The 17,527-nt window shown below is 60.4% G+C and carries 18 protein-coding genes, 4 tRNA genes and 1 pseudogene; 11 read left to right on the top strand and 12 right to left on the bottom strand.

From position 1 onward, the window contains the following. Window positions 1-155 precede the first annotated feature (155 nt). The 6 genes and pseudogenes from ACLH0I_RS25175 to ACLH0I_RS25150 all read left to right on the top strand — a co-directional run bounded on the left by ACLH0I_RS25175 (window position 156) and on the right by ACLH0I_RS25150 (window position 2,337). Window positions 156-231 (top strand) — tRNA-Asn (locus ACLH0I_RS25175). Between the two features lie 7 nt (window positions 232-238). Then, window positions 239-315 (top strand) — tRNA-Pro (locus ACLH0I_RS25170). Between the two features lie 5 nt (window positions 316-320). Beyond that, a tRNA-Lys gene (locus ACLH0I_RS25165) sits at window positions 321-396 on the top strand. 94 nt (window positions 397-490) lie between these two features. Next, window positions 491-567, top strand: a tRNA-Pro gene (locus ACLH0I_RS25160). A 144-nt stretch (window positions 568-711) separates the two neighbouring features. Continuing rightward, window positions 712-1,482, top strand: a pseudogene (locus ACLH0I_RS25155) (MCP four helix bundle domain-containing protein); the annotation flags it as partial. Beyond that, a complete protein-coding gene (locus ACLH0I_RS25150; protein ID WP_411387556.1) occupies window positions 1,474-2,337 on the top strand; it encodes a methyl-accepting chemotaxis protein in 864 nt (287 codons plus the stop codon). The pseudogene ACLH0I_RS25155 and the gene ACLH0I_RS25150, both read left to right, overlap by 9 nt. Window positions 2,338-2,494: 157 nt before the next feature. Here the strand turns inward: ACLH0I_RS25150 and ACLH0I_RS25145 are convergent, their stop codons facing one another. The 5 genes from ACLH0I_RS25145 to ACLH0I_RS25125 all read right to left on the bottom strand — a co-directional run bounded on the left by ACLH0I_RS25145 (window position 2,495) and on the right by ACLH0I_RS25125 (window position 6,447). Then, window positions 2,495-3,793 (bottom strand): NAD(P)/FAD-dependent oxidoreductase, encoded by a 1,299-nt coding sequence (locus tag ACLH0I_RS25145; protein ID WP_411385662.1) that lies wholly within the window; start codon window positions 3,791-3,793, stop codon window positions 2,495-2,497. A gap of 60 nt (window positions 3,794-3,853) precedes the next feature. Further along, complete coding sequence (locus ACLH0I_RS25140) at window positions 3,854-4,027, bottom strand: DUF3094 family protein (RefSeq protein ID WP_039593877.1); 174 nt, start codon at window positions 4,025-4,027, stop codon at window positions 3,854-3,856. 52 nt (window positions 4,028-4,079) lie between these two features. Continuing rightward, the gene (locus ACLH0I_RS25135; RefSeq protein WP_411385661.1) at window positions 4,080-4,607 is read right to left on the bottom strand and encodes an MOSC domain-containing protein; all 528 of its coding nucleotides are present in this window, start codon (window positions 4,605-4,607) and stop codon (window positions 4,080-4,082) included. After that, the gene (locus ACLH0I_RS25130) at window positions 4,604-5,230 is read right to left on the bottom strand and encodes a DUF1780 domain-containing protein (protein WP_186709015.1); all 627 of its coding nucleotides are present in this window, start codon (window positions 5,228-5,230) and stop codon (window positions 4,604-4,606) included. The genes ACLH0I_RS25135 and ACLH0I_RS25130 overlap by 4 nt, the downstream gene beginning before the upstream one ends. A 323-nt stretch (window positions 5,231-5,553) precedes the next feature. After that, the gene (locus ACLH0I_RS25125; RefSeq protein WP_411385660.1) at window positions 5,554-6,447 is read right to left on the bottom strand and encodes a LysR substrate-binding domain-containing protein; all 894 of its coding nucleotides are present in this window, start codon (window positions 6,445-6,447) and stop codon (window positions 5,554-5,556) included. 151 nt (window positions 6,448-6,598) lie between these two features. Here ACLH0I_RS25125 and ACLH0I_RS25120 point away from each other — a divergent pair, with 151 nt between their 5' ends. The 3 genes from ACLH0I_RS25120 to ACLH0I_RS25110 all read left to right on the top strand — a co-directional run bounded on the left by ACLH0I_RS25120 (window position 6,599) and on the right by ACLH0I_RS25110 (window position 7,997). Next, the gene (locus ACLH0I_RS25120) at window positions 6,599-7,012 is read left to right on the top strand and encodes a tautomerase family protein (RefSeq protein ID WP_250964603.1); all 414 of its coding nucleotides are present in this window, start codon (window positions 6,599-6,601) and stop codon (window positions 7,010-7,012) included. A 19-nt stretch (window positions 7,013-7,031) separates the two neighbouring features. Continuing rightward, window positions 7,032-7,718: an energy-coupling factor ABC transporter permease gene (locus ACLH0I_RS25115; RefSeq protein WP_411385659.1), complete on the top strand. Its 687-nt coding sequence runs from the start codon at window positions 7,032-7,034 to the stop codon at window positions 7,716-7,718. 63 nt (window positions 7,719-7,781) lie between these two features. Beyond that, window positions 7,782-7,997, top strand: a complete 216-nt coding sequence (locus ACLH0I_RS25110; RefSeq protein ID WP_053125334.1) for a hypothetical protein — start codon at window positions 7,782-7,784, stop codon at window positions 7,995-7,997. An 80-nt stretch (window positions 7,998-8,077) separates the two neighbouring features. Here ACLH0I_RS25110 and yacG read toward each other — a convergent pair whose 3' ends face one another. Genes yacG through pilB form a run of 5 tightly spaced genes read right to left on the bottom strand, consistent with a single transcriptional unit; the run spans window position 8,078 to window position 12,708 of the window. Continuing rightward, window positions 8,078-8,284: a DNA gyrase inhibitor YacG gene (gene yacG, locus ACLH0I_RS25105; protein WP_186709040.1), complete on the bottom strand. Its 207-nt coding sequence runs from the start codon at window positions 8,282-8,284 to the stop codon at window positions 8,078-8,080. Then, the gene (gene coaE / locus ACLH0I_RS25100; RefSeq protein ID WP_411385658.1) at window positions 8,281-8,904 is read right to left on the bottom strand and encodes a dephospho-CoA kinase; all 624 of its coding nucleotides are present in this window, start codon (window positions 8,902-8,904) and stop codon (window positions 8,281-8,283) included. Before coaE ends, yacG begins: the two co-directional genes overlap by 4 nt. Window positions 8,905-8,916: 12 nt before the next feature. Further along, window positions 8,917-9,786, bottom strand: a complete 870-nt coding sequence (locus ACLH0I_RS25095) for a prepilin peptidase (RefSeq protein WP_411385657.1) — start codon at window positions 9,784-9,786, stop codon at window positions 8,917-8,919. 1 nt (window position 9,787) lies between these two features. Next, entirely contained in the window at window positions 9,788-11,005 is a 1,218-nt protein-coding gene (locus ACLH0I_RS25090; RefSeq protein WP_411385656.1) for a type II secretion system F family protein, read from the bottom strand. A gap of 2 nt (window positions 11,006-11,007) precedes the next feature. After that, window positions 11,008-12,708, bottom strand: a complete 1,701-nt coding sequence (gene pilB / locus ACLH0I_RS25085; protein WP_411385655.1) for a type IV-A pilus assembly ATPase PilB — start codon at window positions 12,706-12,708, stop codon at window positions 11,008-11,010. Window positions 12,709-12,932: 224 nt separating this feature from the next. Here pilB and ACLH0I_RS25080 point away from each other — a divergent pair, with 224 nt between their 5' ends. Next, window positions 12,933-13,349 (top strand): pilin, encoded by a 417-nt coding sequence (locus ACLH0I_RS25080; RefSeq protein ID WP_411385654.1) that lies wholly within the window; start codon window positions 12,933-12,935, stop codon window positions 13,347-13,349. Window positions 13,350-13,619: 270 nt separating this feature from the next. Beyond that, on the top strand, window positions 13,620-13,973 hold the full coding sequence (locus ACLH0I_RS25075) for a BON domain-containing protein (RefSeq protein WP_411385653.1): 354 nt from the start codon (window positions 13,620-13,622) through the stop codon (window positions 13,971-13,973). A gap of 311 nt (window positions 13,974-14,284) precedes the next feature. Here ACLH0I_RS25075 and ACLH0I_RS25070 read toward each other — a convergent pair whose 3' ends face one another. After that, on the bottom strand, window positions 14,285-14,581 hold the full coding sequence (locus tag ACLH0I_RS25070) for a DUF2845 domain-containing protein (RefSeq protein ID WP_250964595.1): 297 nt from the start codon (window positions 14,579-14,581) through the stop codon (window positions 14,285-14,287). Window position 14,582: 1 nt separating this feature from the next. Next, entirely contained in the window at window positions 14,583-17,516 is a 2,934-nt protein-coding gene (locus ACLH0I_RS25065; protein WP_411385652.1) for a DUF748 domain-containing protein, read from the bottom strand. Between the last annotated feature and the right edge of the window lie 11 nt (window positions 17,517-17,527).

The following is a 17,527-nucleotide window of genomic DNA, read 5'->3' as shown; positions in this document are numbered from 1 at the left end:
CATTGTCTTGAAAGCAATTTAAGGGGTTGACAGAGGTTTTGAAAATTGTAGAATAGCGCGCCTCAGACACACGAACGCAGCGATGCAGACGGTGAAAGAGGTTGAGGCGAGATTCAACGATGTAGCTTCAAATTGCAGTAACTTGAAATATCAGTTCCGTGATAGCTCAGTCGGTAGAGCAAATGACTGTTAATCATTGGGTCCCAGGTTCGAGTCCTGGTCACGGAGCCATTTCAATCGGGGTATAGCGCAGTCCGGTAGCGCGCCTGCTTTGGGAGCAGGATGTCAGGAGTTCGAATCCCCTTACCCCGACCATATTTGGGTCGTTAGCTCAGTTGGTAGAGCAGTTGGCTTTTAACCAATTGGTCGTAGGTTCGAATCCCACACGACCCACCATTTTTGAAACCAGCTCGCTGGAATCGAATCTTAAGATCAGAGGCCAAAAGCACTGATCGAGGAAGGCGACTTGCAAAGGTCGCCTTTTTTTTACCGGGGTATAGCGCAGTCCGGTAGCGCGCCTGCTTTGGGAGCAGGATGTCAGGAGTTCGAATCCCCTTACCCCGACCATATTAAAAATCCTCGTATCGAAAGATACGGGGATTTTTTTTGCCTGGAATAAAGTGGATTGACTTAAGTCATCGTACAACTTGCCGATAACCCACCGACAGGGGCCCGGCCCCACCTCGGGCCAACAATAAAAAAGGCACCCTTATGTTTCTTCGTCAGTTGAATATCGCCCCTCGCGCCGCGCTGGGGTTTGCCTTGATCGCCGTGTTGGTGGCATTGCTCGGGGTGTTTGCGCTGGGGCAGATGTCGAGCATTCGTGACAGTGAAGTCGCCGTGGAAACCCAATGGCTGCCTAGCATTCGCGGGGGTGACGAGATTCGTGAGTGGATGTTGCGAATCCGCACGATCTCCCTGCGCATGGCCCTGGACCAGGATCCGAAGAACATCCCGGTGTACCGCGGCCAGATGGACACCCGCGACAAGGAACTGGGCGAAAAAATTGCGGCTTACGAAAAACTCGTCGTGACGCCTGAAGGCAAGGCCCTTTACGACCAGTTCAAGCAAACGTTCGCTGCGTACCGTACCGGTATCGCGCAATCCTTCACCCTGGCGGAACAGGGGCGTCGGGATGATCTGATCAAGTTGCTGCTGGTGGACATGAAGACCGTGGTGGACGGTTCCGGCAAGCAGCTCAACGATCTGGCGGAGTTGTTCTCCAAGCAGGTGTCCATCGAGAGCCAGAAGTCCCAGGAGCACTACGCCAATTCCCGCATGATCGTCAGCCTGTTCATTGTGCTTGCCGCCCTGGCCACGGTGGCCCTGGCCATGTTGCTCACGCGCAGTATCGTCAAGCCCCTGGGCGAGGCGCTGAATGCTGCGGAGAGCGTCGCCCGGGGTGACTTGACCCGACCGATCGAAACCCATGGCAACGACGAAGTCAGCCGTTTACTCAAGGCGTTGGCGGCCATGCAGCAGAATCTGCGCGAGACGTTGCAGGGCATCAGCGGCTCGGCCGCGCAACTGGCCACGGCAGCCGATGAGCTGAACGCCGTCACGCTCGACAGCACCCACAGCCTGCAGCAACAGAACAACGAAATTGAACAGGCTGCCACCGCCGTCACCGAGATGACCACCGCTGTGGAGGAGGTTGCACGCAATGCGGTTTCCACTTCCGATGCCACGCGTCAGTCCAGTGAGTCGGCATCCCTGGGGCAGCAGCGGGTCAGCGACACGGTCGAGGCCATTGGCGCCCTGGCTAACGATGTGCAAGTGACCGGCGGCCTGGTGCAATCTTTGGCCAACCAGTCGCAGGATATCGGCAAGGTGCTGGACGTAATCCGCGCCATCGCCGAGCAGACCAACCTGCTGGCCCTCAACGCGGCCATTGAAGCGGCCCGGGCGGGAGAGAGTGGACGTGGCTTCGCGGTGGTGGCTGACGAGGTGCGGGCGCTGGCTTATCGCACGCAGCAATCGACCCAGGAAATCGAGCAGATGGTCCAAGGCATGCGCAGCGGTGCCACCCAGGCACTCGATTCCATGCAGGCCAGCTCCAGTCGTGCGGCAAGCACCCTGGCGATGGCGGAGCGGGCAGGGGAAGCGCTGCACACCATTACGGCGTCGGTCAGCGAGATCCATGAGCGCAACCTGGTCATCGCCAGTGCTGCCGAGGAGCAAGCACAAGTGGCCCGCGAGGTCGATCGCAACCTGGTGAACATTCGTGATTTGTCGGTGCGCTCGGCTTCCGGCGCGGATCAGACCAGTGCCTCCAGCCACGAGTTGTCGCAACTGGCGAATTCGCTGCGCACGATGGTGCAGCGGTTTCAGGTTTGATCGGTGGATAGCTTGGACAGTTATCCTGCCCGAGCTTAAGTATTGACTGCGCCGCCCTCATCGCGAGCAAGCTCGCTCCCACAGGGTGATCGCACTCAACTGTGGGAGCGAGCTTGCTCGCGATGGCGGTGGATCATTCGACCTCAGTGCTGCTGACTCAATGCAACTTCAGCCGAGGCTCGGTCCCGCGTCCGATCTTGCTGCCCAGCATCAGCATGGCCGTGCGGAACATGCCGTACAGCGCCATCTGGTGCATGCGGTACAACGACACATAGAACATCCGCGCCAGCCAGCCTTCTAGCATCACGCTGCCGGTCAGGTTGCCCATCAGGTTGCCCACCGCCGAGAAGCGCGACAGCGAGATCAGCGAGCCGTAGTCGGTGTATTTGTAGTCGGGCAGGGCCTTGCCTTCGATCCGCAGTTTCAGGGATTTGGCCAGCAGCGAGGCTTGCTGATGCGCGGCCTGGGCGCGGGGCGGAACGTTACGATCGCTGCCGGGTTGCGGGCAGGCGGCGCAGTCGCCGAAGGCAAAGATGTCTTCGTCGCGAGTGGTCTGTAGCGTCGGCAGCACTTGTAGCTGGTTGATCCGGTTGGTCTCCAGCCCGTCGATATCCTTGAGAAATTCTGGCGCGCGAATCCCGGCCGCCCAGACCTTCAAGCTCGCGTCGATCACTTTGCCATCTGCCGTAATCAGGCTGTCGGCGGTCACCTGGCTGACAGCAGCGTTGGTCATCACGTTGACGCCGAGTTTTTCCAAAGTCTTGTGCACCGGTCCGCCGATGCGTTCTGGCAGTGCCGGTAACACCCGTGGGCCGGCCTCGATCAGGGTGATGTGCATGTTCTCCGGTTTGATCCGGTCCAGGCCATAGGCGTGCAGTTCGTGGGCGGCATTGTGCAGCTCGGCCGCCAGTTCGACCCCGGTCGCGCCGGCGCCGACGATGGCGACGCTGATGCGCTCGACGATATCGGTCTGCCCTGCGTGGGCACGCAGATAGTGGTGGAGCAATTGCTGGTGGAAGCGCTCCGCCTGTTTGCGGGTGTCGAGGAACAGGCAGTGTTGCGCCGCGCCTTCGGTGCCGAAATCATTGGTGGTACTGCCGACGGCAATCACCAGGGTGTCGTAGCCCAATTCCCGGGCTGGCAGCAGCTCGATGCCCGCCTCGTCATAGGTGGCGGCCAGCTGGATTCTCTTGCGCTCGCGATCCAGGCCGCTCATGCGCCCCAGTTGGAACTCGAAGTGGTTCCATTTCGCCTGGGCAACGTAGTTGAGTTCGTCTTCGGAAGAGTTGAGGGAGCCGGCAGCCACTTCGTGCAGCAGGGGTTTCCAGATGTGGGTCAGGTTCGCGTCGACCAGCATCACACTGGCCGTGCCGCGCTTGCCCAGAGTCTTACCCAGACGGGTAGCCAACTCCAGGCCGCCGGCGCCGCCGCCAACGATGATAATACGATGAGTCATGGGGATATCTCGCAAGGCTAAAGGAATTCGGTGCCGTTACCCGCGCGAGCATCAAGCGGCTCATAGCGTCAGGTAACTGATCAGTCGGCTCAACAGGCCCAGGCCAATCGTGATGGCCAGTACCACCACCAGGAGCATCCACGGCCGGAAAGGCCGGCGCTCGACTCGGTGCTGGGACAGTTGCAGGTACTCTTCGACATGCTTCTGGTCGTCTGGGTTCAGGCGGCTGGTCATAAAGGCCTCGTCAGGTAGACGTTGCGGAATGTGCAGACGTTACAGCGTCCGGCTAGTTGGCATTGAAAGCAGCATAGCCGCTCGCCGGAACGGGTTCGACGGCCAGGGGGTCGTCCAGGCGAATGATTCCACTTTTTAACACCCGGGCGGTGATTCCGCCATGGCCGCGTACGGCCTGGAATGTACCTTCGCCGAGGTTTCGCTCCAATCGGGCGCAGGGCTGGCACCAGCCGGTGGTTTCAAAAATCGCCTGGCCGATGCGAAAGCGCCGGCCCTTGAGGCTGAACAGATTGATGCCGCTGACCGCAATGTTGCGCCGCAGCGCCTGTGGCAGCACCGGCTGGTCCTCGGGGCGGCCCATCAGCGCGCTGATCACGGCCAGGTGCTCCCATTGGATCAGCGTCACTTGCCGCGCATTGCGTACACCGGGGCGGGCATGATCGCCGGTCAGCCCGGCCTCCAGGCGCGCCTCCACGGCGTCCAGTTCGATCATCGGTGCGTGGCCCTGGGGACGCACGCCGATCCAGCGCACACGGCCCTGTTGCGGCACGGCGGCGATCAGTTCCTGCAATGGACTCACAGGCTGATCCCCACATCGAAGACAATGCTGCGGCCCAGGTTGCCTCGCAGGAAATCCGGCGCATCGGGATGGGCGAACAGCACCCGGGCAAACGTCGGCCCCACCAGCGACAGCGAGCGCCAGCCCTGGCGCAAATATTCGGTGGGCGGTGGAAAGTGACTGTTGAGGTCCAGCACTTCGCGCTTGAGGCTGGCGAAGGCGATGATGTCCAGGTCGCCCAGGTCCATGCCGCGCTCGGTGTAGTTGTGGGCTTTCTTGCGCAGCGTCGGGGCCAGGCGCAGCAGGAACTCATTGGCCGGGATCCGCCTGGGCTTGGCTTCGCGCCGCACCAGTTGGCTCAGGGAAAAGGCGCTGCGGCGGCGTTGCAGTTCATCGCGCCATTCGTCATTGAGGCGACGGCCCTCGTCGAGCACGAAAAACACCTCGAAATTGGCATCGCGAAACAGCACGTCCGGCGGCTCCCCGGCCGGAGCGAACTCGTCGGCCCGATAAGGCACGTTCAGCCCTTGCAGCAGACGCTGGCAGACCCAACGCTCACGCTCCCATTTGCGGGCATTGGAAAGAAAGGCGTTGGCTTGCTCGGCCGCGATGGTCAGCAGGCGTAAGTAATCGGAGTCATCCATGAGCCCAAGCTTAGCGTTCAAATGTGGCCAAAAAAAATAAAGCTGCTGTGATGGGGCGAAATTTTCGCTCAGGCAGGTAATGCTGTTCGCTTGAAGCCCAGCAAGAGCAGAAGGCAGGTCGAGCTTTTTATGCCCCTGCGCCATCGCCATCGCGAGCAAGCTCGCTCCCACACTTGATCTTCAGCCGCCACAAAACTCATGTACACCGCAGACCCCATTGTGGGAGCGAGCTTGCTCGCGAAGAGGACAGCACATTCAACATCATCGTTGACTGTAATGCCGCCTTCGCGAGCAAGCCCGCTCCCACAGGATGAGCATTAGCTTCAGGCAGGGCCCGGCAGGCCATCCTGTTCAGCCTGACGCGCCAACCAGGCGCAGAAAAGATCCAGTTTCTTGCTGTGTTGCGCGCTGCGCTTGGCAATGTAGGAGTAGCGGCTTGGCTGAAATCCGAACGGTGCCACCAGGCGACCCAGGCGAATGTCATCGGCCACCAGGTGCCATGGCGCGACACCAATCCCCAAGCCGGCAATCGCCGCCTCCAACGTAAAGTAATAGTGCTCGTATTCCAGTCCGGCCGGCGCGCTGGCGGGGTATCCCATCGCATCGCCCCAGTTCGCCCAGGCATCCGGACGGGTTTTGGTGTGCAGGAGGGGATGGCGAAAAATCGAGCTCAAGTCAGTCAATTGGATACGCGCGGATAAGGACGGCGCCAAGACGATGCCCAATCGTTCGGCGAACAACAGGACGGTGTTTTTGCGTTCATCCATGACGTCCTGTTCTGCCGTGATCATCACGTCATAACGGTCCCGCCCCGGATCGGTCCCATGGACCGGTGAACTCAAGCGGATCTTGATCTGCGGGTAAGTCGTATTGAAGTCGAAAAGACGGGGAATCAGCCACTTGACCGTGAACGTGCTGAAGCAGGACACGTCGAGGGTGCCGGTCGCCGTGTCTCGGACCCTGCCCACTGCAGCCTCGATCTGATCCAGCGCGGCCGTCAATTCAGGCAGGAGTTCCTGCCCGGCAGGGGTGAGCTGCGGTTTGTTCTTTGGGCCTTCGAACAGGTCCACGCCAAGGCTCAGCTCCAACTGACGGACCTGGCGACTGACAGCGCCCGGGGTGACGGACAGCTCTTCGGCGGCCGCATTCATCTTGCCCAGGCGGGCAGCCGCCTCGAAGGTACGCAGTGCATTCAATGGGGGTAGGTGACGTTTCATGAAGTGACTTTAACTCAATTACATCGGGCGCATAAATCGGTATCCGGTACGGTGGGGATTTCGCAGAATTCCCCGGCTTCCAGGGGGTTGTCGATTGTTCAACATCGCGACGATTGGAAGCATTTTCCCAATCAAATTGAGAGCACCTCACATGCCATTCGTTCGTACAGCCGTCACCAAGGGCACCAGCCAGTCGCAACGCCAGCACATTGTCGAGGGCATACACCAAGCGCTGGTCGAGAGCATTGGCATGCCCGAGGATGAACTGTTCAACCTGGTCACGGACTACGATCCCGAGCAGTTTTTCTACAGCCGCACGTTTAACGGTGTGGATCGTTCAGACCATTTGATCGTGATTGAGATTACGATGCGCAGGGGCCGCAGTGATGCGATGAAGCGCGAGCTCTACAGAAAAATTGCCGACAACCTCGGGATTCAAGCCCAGGTTCGTCCACAAGACGTTTTCATCTTCATGCATGAGAATGACTATTCGGATTGGTCGGTAGGCTTTGGTAGGTTTGCAATGGCTCTGGTACAACAACCAGGAAGTGTCGCTCCCCAATAGCGAACGAACGGAGTAACCCATGATCGGTGCCGAACTGCTCTCCTCGCAGACCCAGGCGGCCGGCTGGCTGGTGTATGTGCCGGTGTTGGCCTGGGCCTTGGTGCGGGCACCGTGGGTCGAGCTGTTCACCGACAGCCGTCGCCAGCACCTGTTGTTCGGCACGGTGCTGGCGTTGTTCATGCTGTGGCTGGTACGCCGGGATTTCGATACGGGTGTCTCGTATCATTTCATCGGCATGACCGCCGTGACGTTGCTGCTGGACTGGCCGTTGGCGATCCTGGGGGGCTTGTGCGCGCAGCTTGCGCTGGTGCTGCTGGGACGTCAGGACATGGCGGCGGTCGGGGTCAACGGCGCGCTGCTGATCCTGCTGCCGGTGCTTATCACCGAATGCTGCGCGATCCTGGTGGAGCGCGCCCAGCCACGCAATCTGTTCGTCTACATCTTCTGTTCGGGGTTTCTCGCCGCCGCGCTTTCGGCATTGGCGTGCCTGCTGCTTGGGCTTGGCCTGCTGTGGTACGACGGGATATTCGCCATGCCTTACTGGCTGGAGGATTTCATCGGCTACCTCTGGCTGATCATCTTTCCCGAGGCGTTCATCAACGGCATGGTGATCAGTGCGTTGGTGGTGTTCAGCCCCGAATGGCTGGAGACCTTCAACCGCACGCGCTACCTGTCGGCGCCGTGGAACGATGATGACAAGCCTTGATTCACGTCAAGGCTGCCCCTGCGCACGCCCTGCATGCTCTGGAAAATTTCCAGGAGCACAACCATGAGTGTTTATGAGTGGGCCAGACAAGAGATCAGGCGTAGCCACGACGCCGCCATGGAGATCGGTTTCGACCCGGGCTTGAGCCTGCGAGCCTTGCTCAGTGCCATCGTGCAGCAGAGCAAGACCGTGCGCAGCGCTGAAGACTTGGCCGACGAGCTGAGTTTCCTGGCGGAAAACCTCGACGATGAACAGGATTACGGTTTCATGCGGCCTTAGGGGAGAACTCCGTTACCTGAGATGACAATGAGCCGTGGCGAGGGAGCAAGCTCCCTCGCCACAATGATTCCTACCGGGCCTTAGTGATGGGAGCGAGGATTGAAGTCTTCGCTGAACAACTCATCCTCGGCGTCCGGGGCCACGGGGATCTTGTGTTCTTCCGACGCCCAGGCGCCCAGGTCGATCAGTTTGCAGCGGTCGGAACAGAACGGCCGGAATTTGCTCTCCGGGCTCCATTCCACGGGTGCGCCACAGGTTGGACAATCGACGGTTGGGGTTTGGCTCATGATTGGCCTCCACGCAAAGTAAGGTAAAAGTGATGCAGGCGCTCGACCTCGCTGTGCAGCCAGGCGAGGTCGCGGTCGTTGACCACCACGTCGTCGGCATGGCTCAGGCGATCCTGGCGGCTGGATTGGGCCTTGAGGATCGCTTGGACCTGCTGCTCGCTGGTCTGGTCGCGCTGTAAGGTACGTTCGATCTGCAGTTGTTCTGGCGCGTCGATCACCAGGATCCGCTGGGTCATGGCGTACTGGCCTGACTCGATCAGCAGCGGCGACACCAGGATCGCGTAGGGCGATTGTGCCTGGGCCAGGTGATGGGCGATTTCCTCGGCGATCAACGGATGCAGCAGTGCTTCGAGCCAGCGGCGTTCCTCGGCCTGCTCGAAAATCAGCTTGCGCAGCGCCGCCCGATCCAGGGTGCCGTCGGCCTGTAATACGCCAGGGCCGAAGTGTTCGGCGATTTTCGCCAGCGCCGGGCGCCCGGGCTCGACCACCCAGCGTGCGGCGTGATCGGCGTCGACGGCGTGCACACCCAAGTCGATAAAATGCTGGGCCGCCGCGCTCTTGCCGCTGCCGATGCCACCGGTCAGGCCGAGGATCCAGGGTTTTTCCAGGGGGTTATTCATAAAAGATCGACATTAGAAACCGACAGACTGCCAGTAGAAGTCGGTTATTTGACCACCCCAGAGCAAGGCAATCCAGCCGGCAATGGCCAGATAAGGCCCAAAGGGGATTTGTGTCGACCCGGGAGCGTCACGCAGGCGCAGCACAATGACCCCGATAACGGCGCCCACCAGCGCCGACAAGAGCAGCGTCAGCGGCAGGATCTGCCAACCGCCCCAGGCGCCCAGCATTGCCAGCAGCTTGAAGTCCCCGTAGCCCATGCCTTCCTTGCCGGTGATCAGCTTGAACACCCAGAACACCGACCACAGCGCCAGATAGCCGGCCACCGCGCCCCACATCGCCTGGTCCAAAGGAACGAACAGGCCGAAGCTGTTGACGATCAAGCCCAGCCACAACAACGGCAGCACCAAGGTATCGGGCAGCAATTGATGCTCGGCGTCGATCAGGCTCATGCCCAGCAGGCCCCAGGTCAACACCATCACCATGCCGGCCTGCCAGCCAAAGCCGAAATGCCAGGCGACGAATGCCGACAACGCACCGCAGGCCACTTCGGTCAGGGGGTAACGCTTGCCAATGGGCGCGGCGCAACTCGAACAGCGGCCGCGCAACATCACGTAGCTGAGCACGGGGATATTTTCCCAGGCGCGGATGCGATGGTCGCAGTGGGGGCACTGGGAGTGCGGCAACATCAGGTTATAGACCGGGCCCGGGGCCTCAGCCGGCAGGCCCAGCAGATCGTGGGCTTGCAGGCGCCATTCGCGGTCGAGCATCTTCGGCAGGCGCCACACCAGCACGTTGAGGAAGCTGCCGATGATCAGGCCGAGCAATGCCGCAACGAGCACGAAAGCCAGGGGATACAGCACGAAAAATTCGCTCAAGGGCATGTCAGATCGCAGAGCCGAGTTGAAATATGGGCAAGTACATGGCAACCACCAGGCCACCGACGACGATCCCCAGGATCACCATGATGAAGGGTTCCATCAGGCTGGTGAGGTTGTCCACCAGATTGTCCACTTCGGCCTCATAAAAGCTCGCGACCTTGTCGAGCATGTCGTCCAGCGCGCCGGACTCCTCGCCGATGGCGGTCATCTGGATGGCCAGGTTCGGAAAGATCCCCGACGCGCGCATGGAAAAATTCAACTGCATGCCGGTGGAGACGTCCTGGCGGATGCGCTGCACGGCGCGCTTGAATACCACGTTGCCGGTGGCGCCCGACACCGAATCGAGGGCTTCGACCAGCGGCACGCCGGCGGCGAAGGTGGTCGAGAGCGTGCGGGCAAAGCGAGCCACCGCGGACTTGTACATCAAGGTGCCGATCAAGGGGAGCTTGAGTAGCCATTTGTCCCGCCAGTCACGAAACGCCTGGGACCGCTTGAGGGCATATTTCACCCCGAAAAACGCGCCGGCCAAACCGCCCAGCAGCATCCACCACCACTCCTGCATGAACTCCGACAGGCCGATGACCATCACCGTGAAGGCCGGCAACTGCGCCCCGAACCCGGAGAAGACCGATTCGAACTGCGGCACCACCTTGACCAGCAGGATGCCCGTGACCACCGCTGCGACGAGTATCACCGCCGTCGGGTAGGTCATGGCTTTCTTGATCTTGGCCTTGAGGGCTTCGCTCTTTTCCTTGTAGGTCGCCACCCGGTCCAGCAGCGTATCCAGGGCACCGGCCTGTTCGCCGGCGTCCACCAGGTTGCAGTACAGCTCGTCGAAATACTGCGGGCATTTGCGCAGCGAGGCGGCGAAGCTGTTGCCGGCGGCAACTTCCTGCTTCACCGTATCCACCAGTTTACGCATGTTGGGGTTGTCGAAGCCTTCGCCGATGATGTCGAACGCTTGCAACAGCGGTACGCCAGCCTTGAGCATCGTGGCCATCTGGCGGGTGAAAAGGGCGATGTCCAGCGGCTTGATGCGCTTGCCCTTGCTGAATATCGAGGTGGATTTCTTGCGGACCTTCTCCGGGTTGATGCCTTGCTTGCGCAGTTGTGCCTTGACCAGTGCCGGGCTCTGGCCCGTCAGCTCACCGGTCATTTTCGTGCCTTTGCGGTCCTTGCCTTCCCACGTGTACACATCGGTTTTGACTGCCTTGACCGCCATGTTCAATCCTTGGTGACCCGGTTGATTTCTTCGAGGCTGGTGACGCCCTGCATCACTTTGAGCAGCCCCGATGCGCGCAGGTCATTGAAGCCGTCGTTGCGCATCTGCAGATCGATTTCCAGCGAGTTGCCCTCGGCCATGATCAACCGTTGCAGCTCGGGCGTGTTCTTGACCACTTCGTAAACCCCCACGCGCCCTTTGTAACCGTGGTTGCACTGTTCGCAACCGACCGGCTCATAGATCGTGAATGTGCCGATGCGTTCCCGAGGGAAACCTTCCTTGAGCAAGGCTTCCTCGGGAACCTCGATGGCCTTCTTGCAGTGGTTGCACAGCTTGCGCGCCAGCCGCTGGGCGATGATCAGGTGCACGGCTGTGGCGATGTTGAACCCCGGAATGCCCATGTTCTGCAAGCGGATCAGGGTTTCGGCGGCGCTGTTGGTGTGCAGGGTGGACAGCACCAGGTGGCCCGTCTGGGCGGCCTTGATGGCGATTTCGGCGGTTTCCAGGTCGCGGATCTCGCCGACCATGATCACGTCCGGGTCCTGGCGCAGGAACGAGCGCAGGGCCTGGGCGAAGTCCAGCCCCTGGCGCGGGTTCACGTTGACCTGGTTGATGCCTTCCATGTTGATCTCCACCGGGTCTTCGGCGGTGGAAATGTTGATGTCCACGGTGTTGAGGATGTTCAGCCCGGTGTACAGCGACACGGTCTTGCCCGAGCCGGTCGGGCCGGTGACCAGGATCAGCCCTTGCGGCTGCTTGAGGGCGGCCATGTACAGGTCTTTCTGGTCTGGCTCGTAGCCCAGGGCATCGATGCCCATTTGCGCGCTGGACGGGTCGAGGATCCGGATCACTACTTTTTCGCCCCAGAGCGTGGGCAGGGTGTTGACCCGGAAGTCGATGGACTTGGTTTTCGACAGGCGCATTTTCAGCCGGCCGTCCTGGGGTTTGCGCCGCTCGGAAATATCGAGGCTGGCCATGACCTTCAGGCGGGCGGCGATGCGGGTCGCCAATTGGATCGGCGGCTTGGCCACTTCCCGCAGCATGCCGTCGGTGCGCACCCGCACCCGGTAGGTTTTTTCGTAGGGTTCGAAGTGCAGGTCGGAAGAGCCGCCCTTGATCGCGTCCAGCAACATCTTGTTGACGAAGCGCACCACGGGCGCGTCATCGGTGTCTTGGGTGCCGATGGAGTCCTGCTTGGTGTCGTCGATCGATTCGATGTCCAGGCCATCGAGGTCAACATCGCCCATGCCTTCCAGGCCGGTGCTACTGGACTCGAAGAATTTTTCGATGGCGTCGCTGAGCTTGTCGTCCTCCACCAGGATGGCTTCGGTGGTCAGGCCGGTGCTGAACTGGATGTCGTTGATGGCCTGGTGATTGGTAGGGTCGGAGATGCCCACGTACAGCTTGTTGCCACGCCGCCACAGCGGCAGGGCGTGGTGCTGGCGCACCAGTTTTTCGCTGACCAGGCCGGTGGGCTGGGCTTCCTTGTCCAGGCTGTTGAGGTCCAGCAGGGCCACGCCGAAATGCTCCGAGGCGATTTCCGCGATCTGGCGGCTCTGGACCAGTTTGTTCTGCACCAGGTAGCTGACCAGGGGGATGCGGCTGCGTTGGGCCTGTTGATACGCCTGTTGCGCACTTTGCTCGGTGAGCAGTTCGGCCAGCACCAATTGCTTGGTCAGGCCGCTGAGGGCGATGTCATTCATGGGGATACCGGACGCGGACAGTTCATGACTTATAGCCTAGTCAAGCATCGACGCCAAACCAGCGGGCCAGGGTGACAAAAAACGTCAGATAGTGCGGTTGTTGAGGTAGGACGCCGCCGTTGTGCGGGATCGACACCCTTTATTGATGGGGCTTGAGGGTTGGCATGTGCCCTGCAATGGCGATTTCAGGTCATGAGATTTCGACTCATGCATGGGAGATGTCTATGAATAAGCAAAAGGGCTTTACGCTGATCGAGCTGCTGATTGTCGTGGCGATCATTGGCATTCTGGCGACGTTTGCGTTGCCGCAGTATTCCAAGTATCAGGCGCGGGCGAAGGCTACGGCTGGGTTAGGGGAAATCAGCGCATTGAAAGTGACATACGAGGATCTGGTCAATCAGGGGACCGATCCGTCGACGACCAATATGAACTTCCCTACATCCAGTAATTGCTCGTTTTCCGTCTCTGGCACGGCCGCCGCCGGGGGAACCATTGTGTGTACCCTTACGAAAGCACCCAGTCAGGTAATGGGCAAGACCATTACGCTCTCTCGCTCGTCGGCAGGGGCATGGACATGTGCTTCGAATGCCGCCCAAGACTTTCTGCCAGCGGGTTGCACCGGCTCTGGAACAGCTCCGTGATTTAGATTGGTTAGGTGGCGGGATGCAACGTCCCGCCACAGAAAATCTTCGAAATCATAAACTTAGAATGAACACTGAATCGGCAAGTTGCATGTTGAAAATCGGCAAGTCTTGCATTTTGCATGATTTCAAAAAAAGCCGCTTCGCTTAACCTATTGATTTAAAACAAATTAATCACCATCTCAAAACTGGCACAGCCTTCGCACTATTCCTGTTAACCCTGCCGGGATTCATCTCCGGCGGTTTCTGAGAAAAACAGGAGTTACTCGTATGAAAAAGTTCGCTATCACTGCCGCCGCTGCTACCGCTCTGACCCTGACCATGGCTAGCGCATTCGCCGAGACCACTCAAGCAACTCAGGCGCCAATGATGCTGGCTGCAGGCGAAGTGACAGAGGCTAAAGAAGACGTTTCCGATACCTGGATCACCACCAAGGTCAAGGCTGACCTGGTTACTGAAAAAGGCATTCCAGGTACTGATATCAAAGTCGAAACCAACAAAGGCGTTGTGTCGCTGTCGTCCACTGTTGCCGTGACCGACGCTCAGAAAGATATGGCCGTGGCGATCGCCAAGAAAATCAAAGGCGTCAAGGCCGTATCGGCTGACGGCCTGAAAGCCGAGTAAGGCCAAGGCTTCTCGCCTGGACTGGGAGAAGGCACGGCAAGCGGGCTGAGTCATACGCTTGCCGTTGCTTTGGAGTTCATGCGAAAGGCCATAGGGATGTGGCCATTACAGGCCTCCGGCATTCGTGTCGGGGGCCTGTTCTATTTGGAGAGGGGGCAGTGCGTGGCAGCCGGGAACCGGGTTGCCCTCATCGCGAGCAAGCTCGCTCCCACACTGGATCGCATTGAAATCGGGCCCCTGTGGGAGCGAGCTTGCTCGCGATGGCGGCGGCACGACCAACACACATGACTGCTAGTTGTGTAGTCGCCCGGTCACCGCCCCCGCTTGCTGGTGATCTCCACCAGCCGATTCCCCTCGAAACGCAGGTACTGATACATGCCGTTGTTGGGGCCGTAGGTCAATTCTTCCACCGGGTACTCTTCCCGGCGATTGACACTGCGCTTGTAGCCCAAGTCATCCCGCGCCGCAGGCTGTCCGCACTTCTGCAGCACTTCGCCCAAGCGGTCGCCGACGCTGATCAACTGGTTGCCGCAGCGCAGCGTGGTGGCCGCCGATGCCTGGCCGGCGGCGAGCAATAGACCCAGGCCGAGCCCGTACCAGGGTTTCATCTTATTCGGCATCCAGATGCATAGGCGTGACCACCCGGCCGTCACTTTCGGCCTGGCCGAGGCTGGCGTCGATGAAATACACGCGGTCGTCGGCCAACTGACCTTTGTCCACCAGGAAATCCTTGATGCTGCTGGCCCGTTCTTGTCCCAGTTGGCGCAACAGCACGTCGCTGCCGCTCCAGAACTTGATCACGCCTTCGCGCAGTTTCTCGATGCGCGCCGTTTTATCCAGTTGCGTCCATTCGGCCGGCGGCTGGGTCTTGAGGCGCGTGCGGTAGATGCCTTCGAGCAGCGGTGCCTTTTCATCCTCGGGCACCTCTATCAGCGAAGCCTGGGCCGGAACCTTGTCACCCCGACGCTGGAGCATCTTGTAGTAGTTGTACTGGTATTCGCGCTCCAGCCGCTGGGCCGCGAGCAATGGCCCGTCGCTGCTTTCGGCGGCGGTACCCTCGATTTCCAGGCGCAGCTCCGGCCGTTTGGCCAAGGCTTCGGAGAGTTTGAGCAGCGTGCCTTCGTTATCCTTGCTCAGGTCGCTGGAGCCCGGCGCAAATGCGACGCTGCCCAGGTCTTCCGAACCGCCGCCGGCCACCAGTCCACCAATGAGCTTGAACGGCGCCTGGGCCGCGCGGACCACCAGGTTGCGCAGGGTCTGCCAGACGATCGGCATGACGCTGAATTGTGGATCGTTGAGGTTGCCGCTGACCGGCAGTTCGATGGAAATCTTGCCCTCGGAGTCCTTGAGCAACGCGATGGCCAGTTTCAGCGGCAGGCTCACGGCGTCCGGGCTGTCGACTTTTTCCCCCAACTGCAATTGCTCGACCACCACCTTGTTGTCCGCCTGGAGCTGGCCCTTGGTGATGCGGTAATGCAGGTCGAGATTGAGTCGACCCTTGCGGATGCGATAGCCAGCGAACTTGCCGGAGTAGGGCGTCAGGGTAGTCAGCTCGACCCGCTTGAAGCTGGTGGCGATGTCGAGGCTGGCCATCGGATCGAAAGGGTTGACCGCGCCCTTGATGGTGACCGGCGCGTAACGGTCGACCTTGCCCTTGATGTCCACGCTGGCCGGTTTGGCCTGGCGGCTGTCGATGGTGCCGATCTGGCCATTGAGTTGCTGGATGGCCGTGGCGAAGTTGGGGGTCAGGCTGAAGTCGGCGAAGTTGGCCGAACCGTCATTGATGGCGACGCCGCCGATGTGGATGCCCAGCGGTTTTTCCTGGGTCGCCGGTTTGGCCGCGGTGCTCTTCGCGCCGCTGTCGGCCGGTTGCGGGATCAGCAGGTCATCGACGTTGGTGGTGCGGTCGTCATTGATCATGAACCGCGCGTAAGGCTGAAACAGGTTGACCTTGTCGATGGACAGGCTGTCGCCGTGCTGGTAGTTGAGGCCTTCGAGAACCAGCTTCTGCCACTTGAGGAAATCACGGGTCTTGAGGGTGTCGAGGGTGTGCAACTGGTCGACCTGGGCGCGGCCGGTGATGGCAAAGGCCAATGGCTCGGTGCTCTTGAGGTCGACCGCCAGGTCGCTGCCGAGCATCCCGGAGCGCAGCTCCAGGCGAATGAACGGATTGATGTATGCCTGGGCGACGCGCAGGTCGATGTCCTGGGTCTTGACCTTGAGCCTGGCGCTGATCGGGTTGAGGTTGACCTCGCCGTCGGCCAGGATCTTGCCCTGTTTGCCCAGCCCGGTGTCGAGCTTGAGGGTAAAGGGCGAGCCGTTGAGGGTGTCGTAGTTCTGCAGGTCGAGGTTCAGCGGGCCGACCTCCAGCGCCACGGCGGGCTGCGCCTGGCGGTCGGCCAAGTGCACGTGATAGTCGCGCAGTTGCACGTCCTTCAACAGCACCTGCCACGGTTTGCTCGGTGGTGCCGGTTCAGGTTTTGGCGAGTCGGCGGCCGCCGGGGCGGATGCTGGTTCAGCCTTGACCTGCGGTTTGGCTGGCTGGCTGGCGAAGAGTTTCTGCCAGTCCAGCTGCCCGTCTGCCTCGCGAGCGGCCCAGGTTTCCAGCTTCTGGCTGCGGATCTTGCCCACGATCACTTGCTGCTTGGCCAGGTCCACCGTGGTTTCACTGACATCCAGGCGTTCGAGTTTCACCAGTGGACGCCCATCGGGGGCTTTAATGGCGAAGGGCGCGACACTGACCGCGACATTGTTGAGCAGCAGTTCGGTGCCTTTGGCCAAGTTGAGCTTGTAGTCGGTGCTGAGGTTCAGGACACCGTTTTCCAACACCAGCGGCACCGCGTCGCGCACGTAGGGCCACCAGGCTTTCATCTGGCCACCAGTGACTTTGAGCGTACCCTGGGAAGCAATTGGCGAGAGGCTGAAATTGCCGGTCCAGTCGATCTGCCCGCCCTCGGGGCCGGCGGCCACCAAGGTCATGTCGGCGTTGTCGTCGGGCAGGGTGCTGAGGTTCTTCAGCTCGAAATCGAGGGTGTCGTACAGGAACTCGATGGGCTCGCTGGGGCGCAGGTCCTGGAAATGCACGTAACCGCCAGCCAACTTGATTCGATCGACCCGCAGCGGAAAAGGTTTGGCCTCGGGATCGGCGGGCGTCGGTTCGCTGGCTGGCAACTTGAACAGGCCCAGTAGGTTCAACTGACCGTCCTTGGTGAACACGACTTCGGTCTTGGGCTTGTCCAGCTCAATGTTCACCAGATGGAGGGCCCCGGACCACAGGCTGTCGAGTTGCAAATTGGCGTACAGCCGTTCGAAGCCGACTTGCTCTTTGCCCGGTTCGCCGATGTTCAAGCCCCAGAGGGTGACTTCAAGGCTGAAGGGATTGAGTTCGATGCGCTGGATCTGGGCCGGTACTGTCGCAAGGGCGGCCAATTGCTGGTTGGCGATGCGCAAGGCGATGCCTGGCAGAATCAGGAAACCCAACAGACTGTAGAGGGCCAGTGCGGTCAACAGGGCGCCGATAGCGCGAATCAATCCTTTGGGCATGTGCGGCTTCA

Source organism: Pseudomonas sp. MPB03, assembly GCF_046605385.1.
GTDB lineage: Bacteria > Pseudomonadota > Gammaproteobacteria > Pseudomonadales > Pseudomonadaceae > Aquipseudomonas > Aquipseudomonas zanjanensis.
The sequence above is the reverse complement of the archived record's forward strand: the minus strand, read 5'-3'. Positions and strand labels throughout refer to the sequence as shown.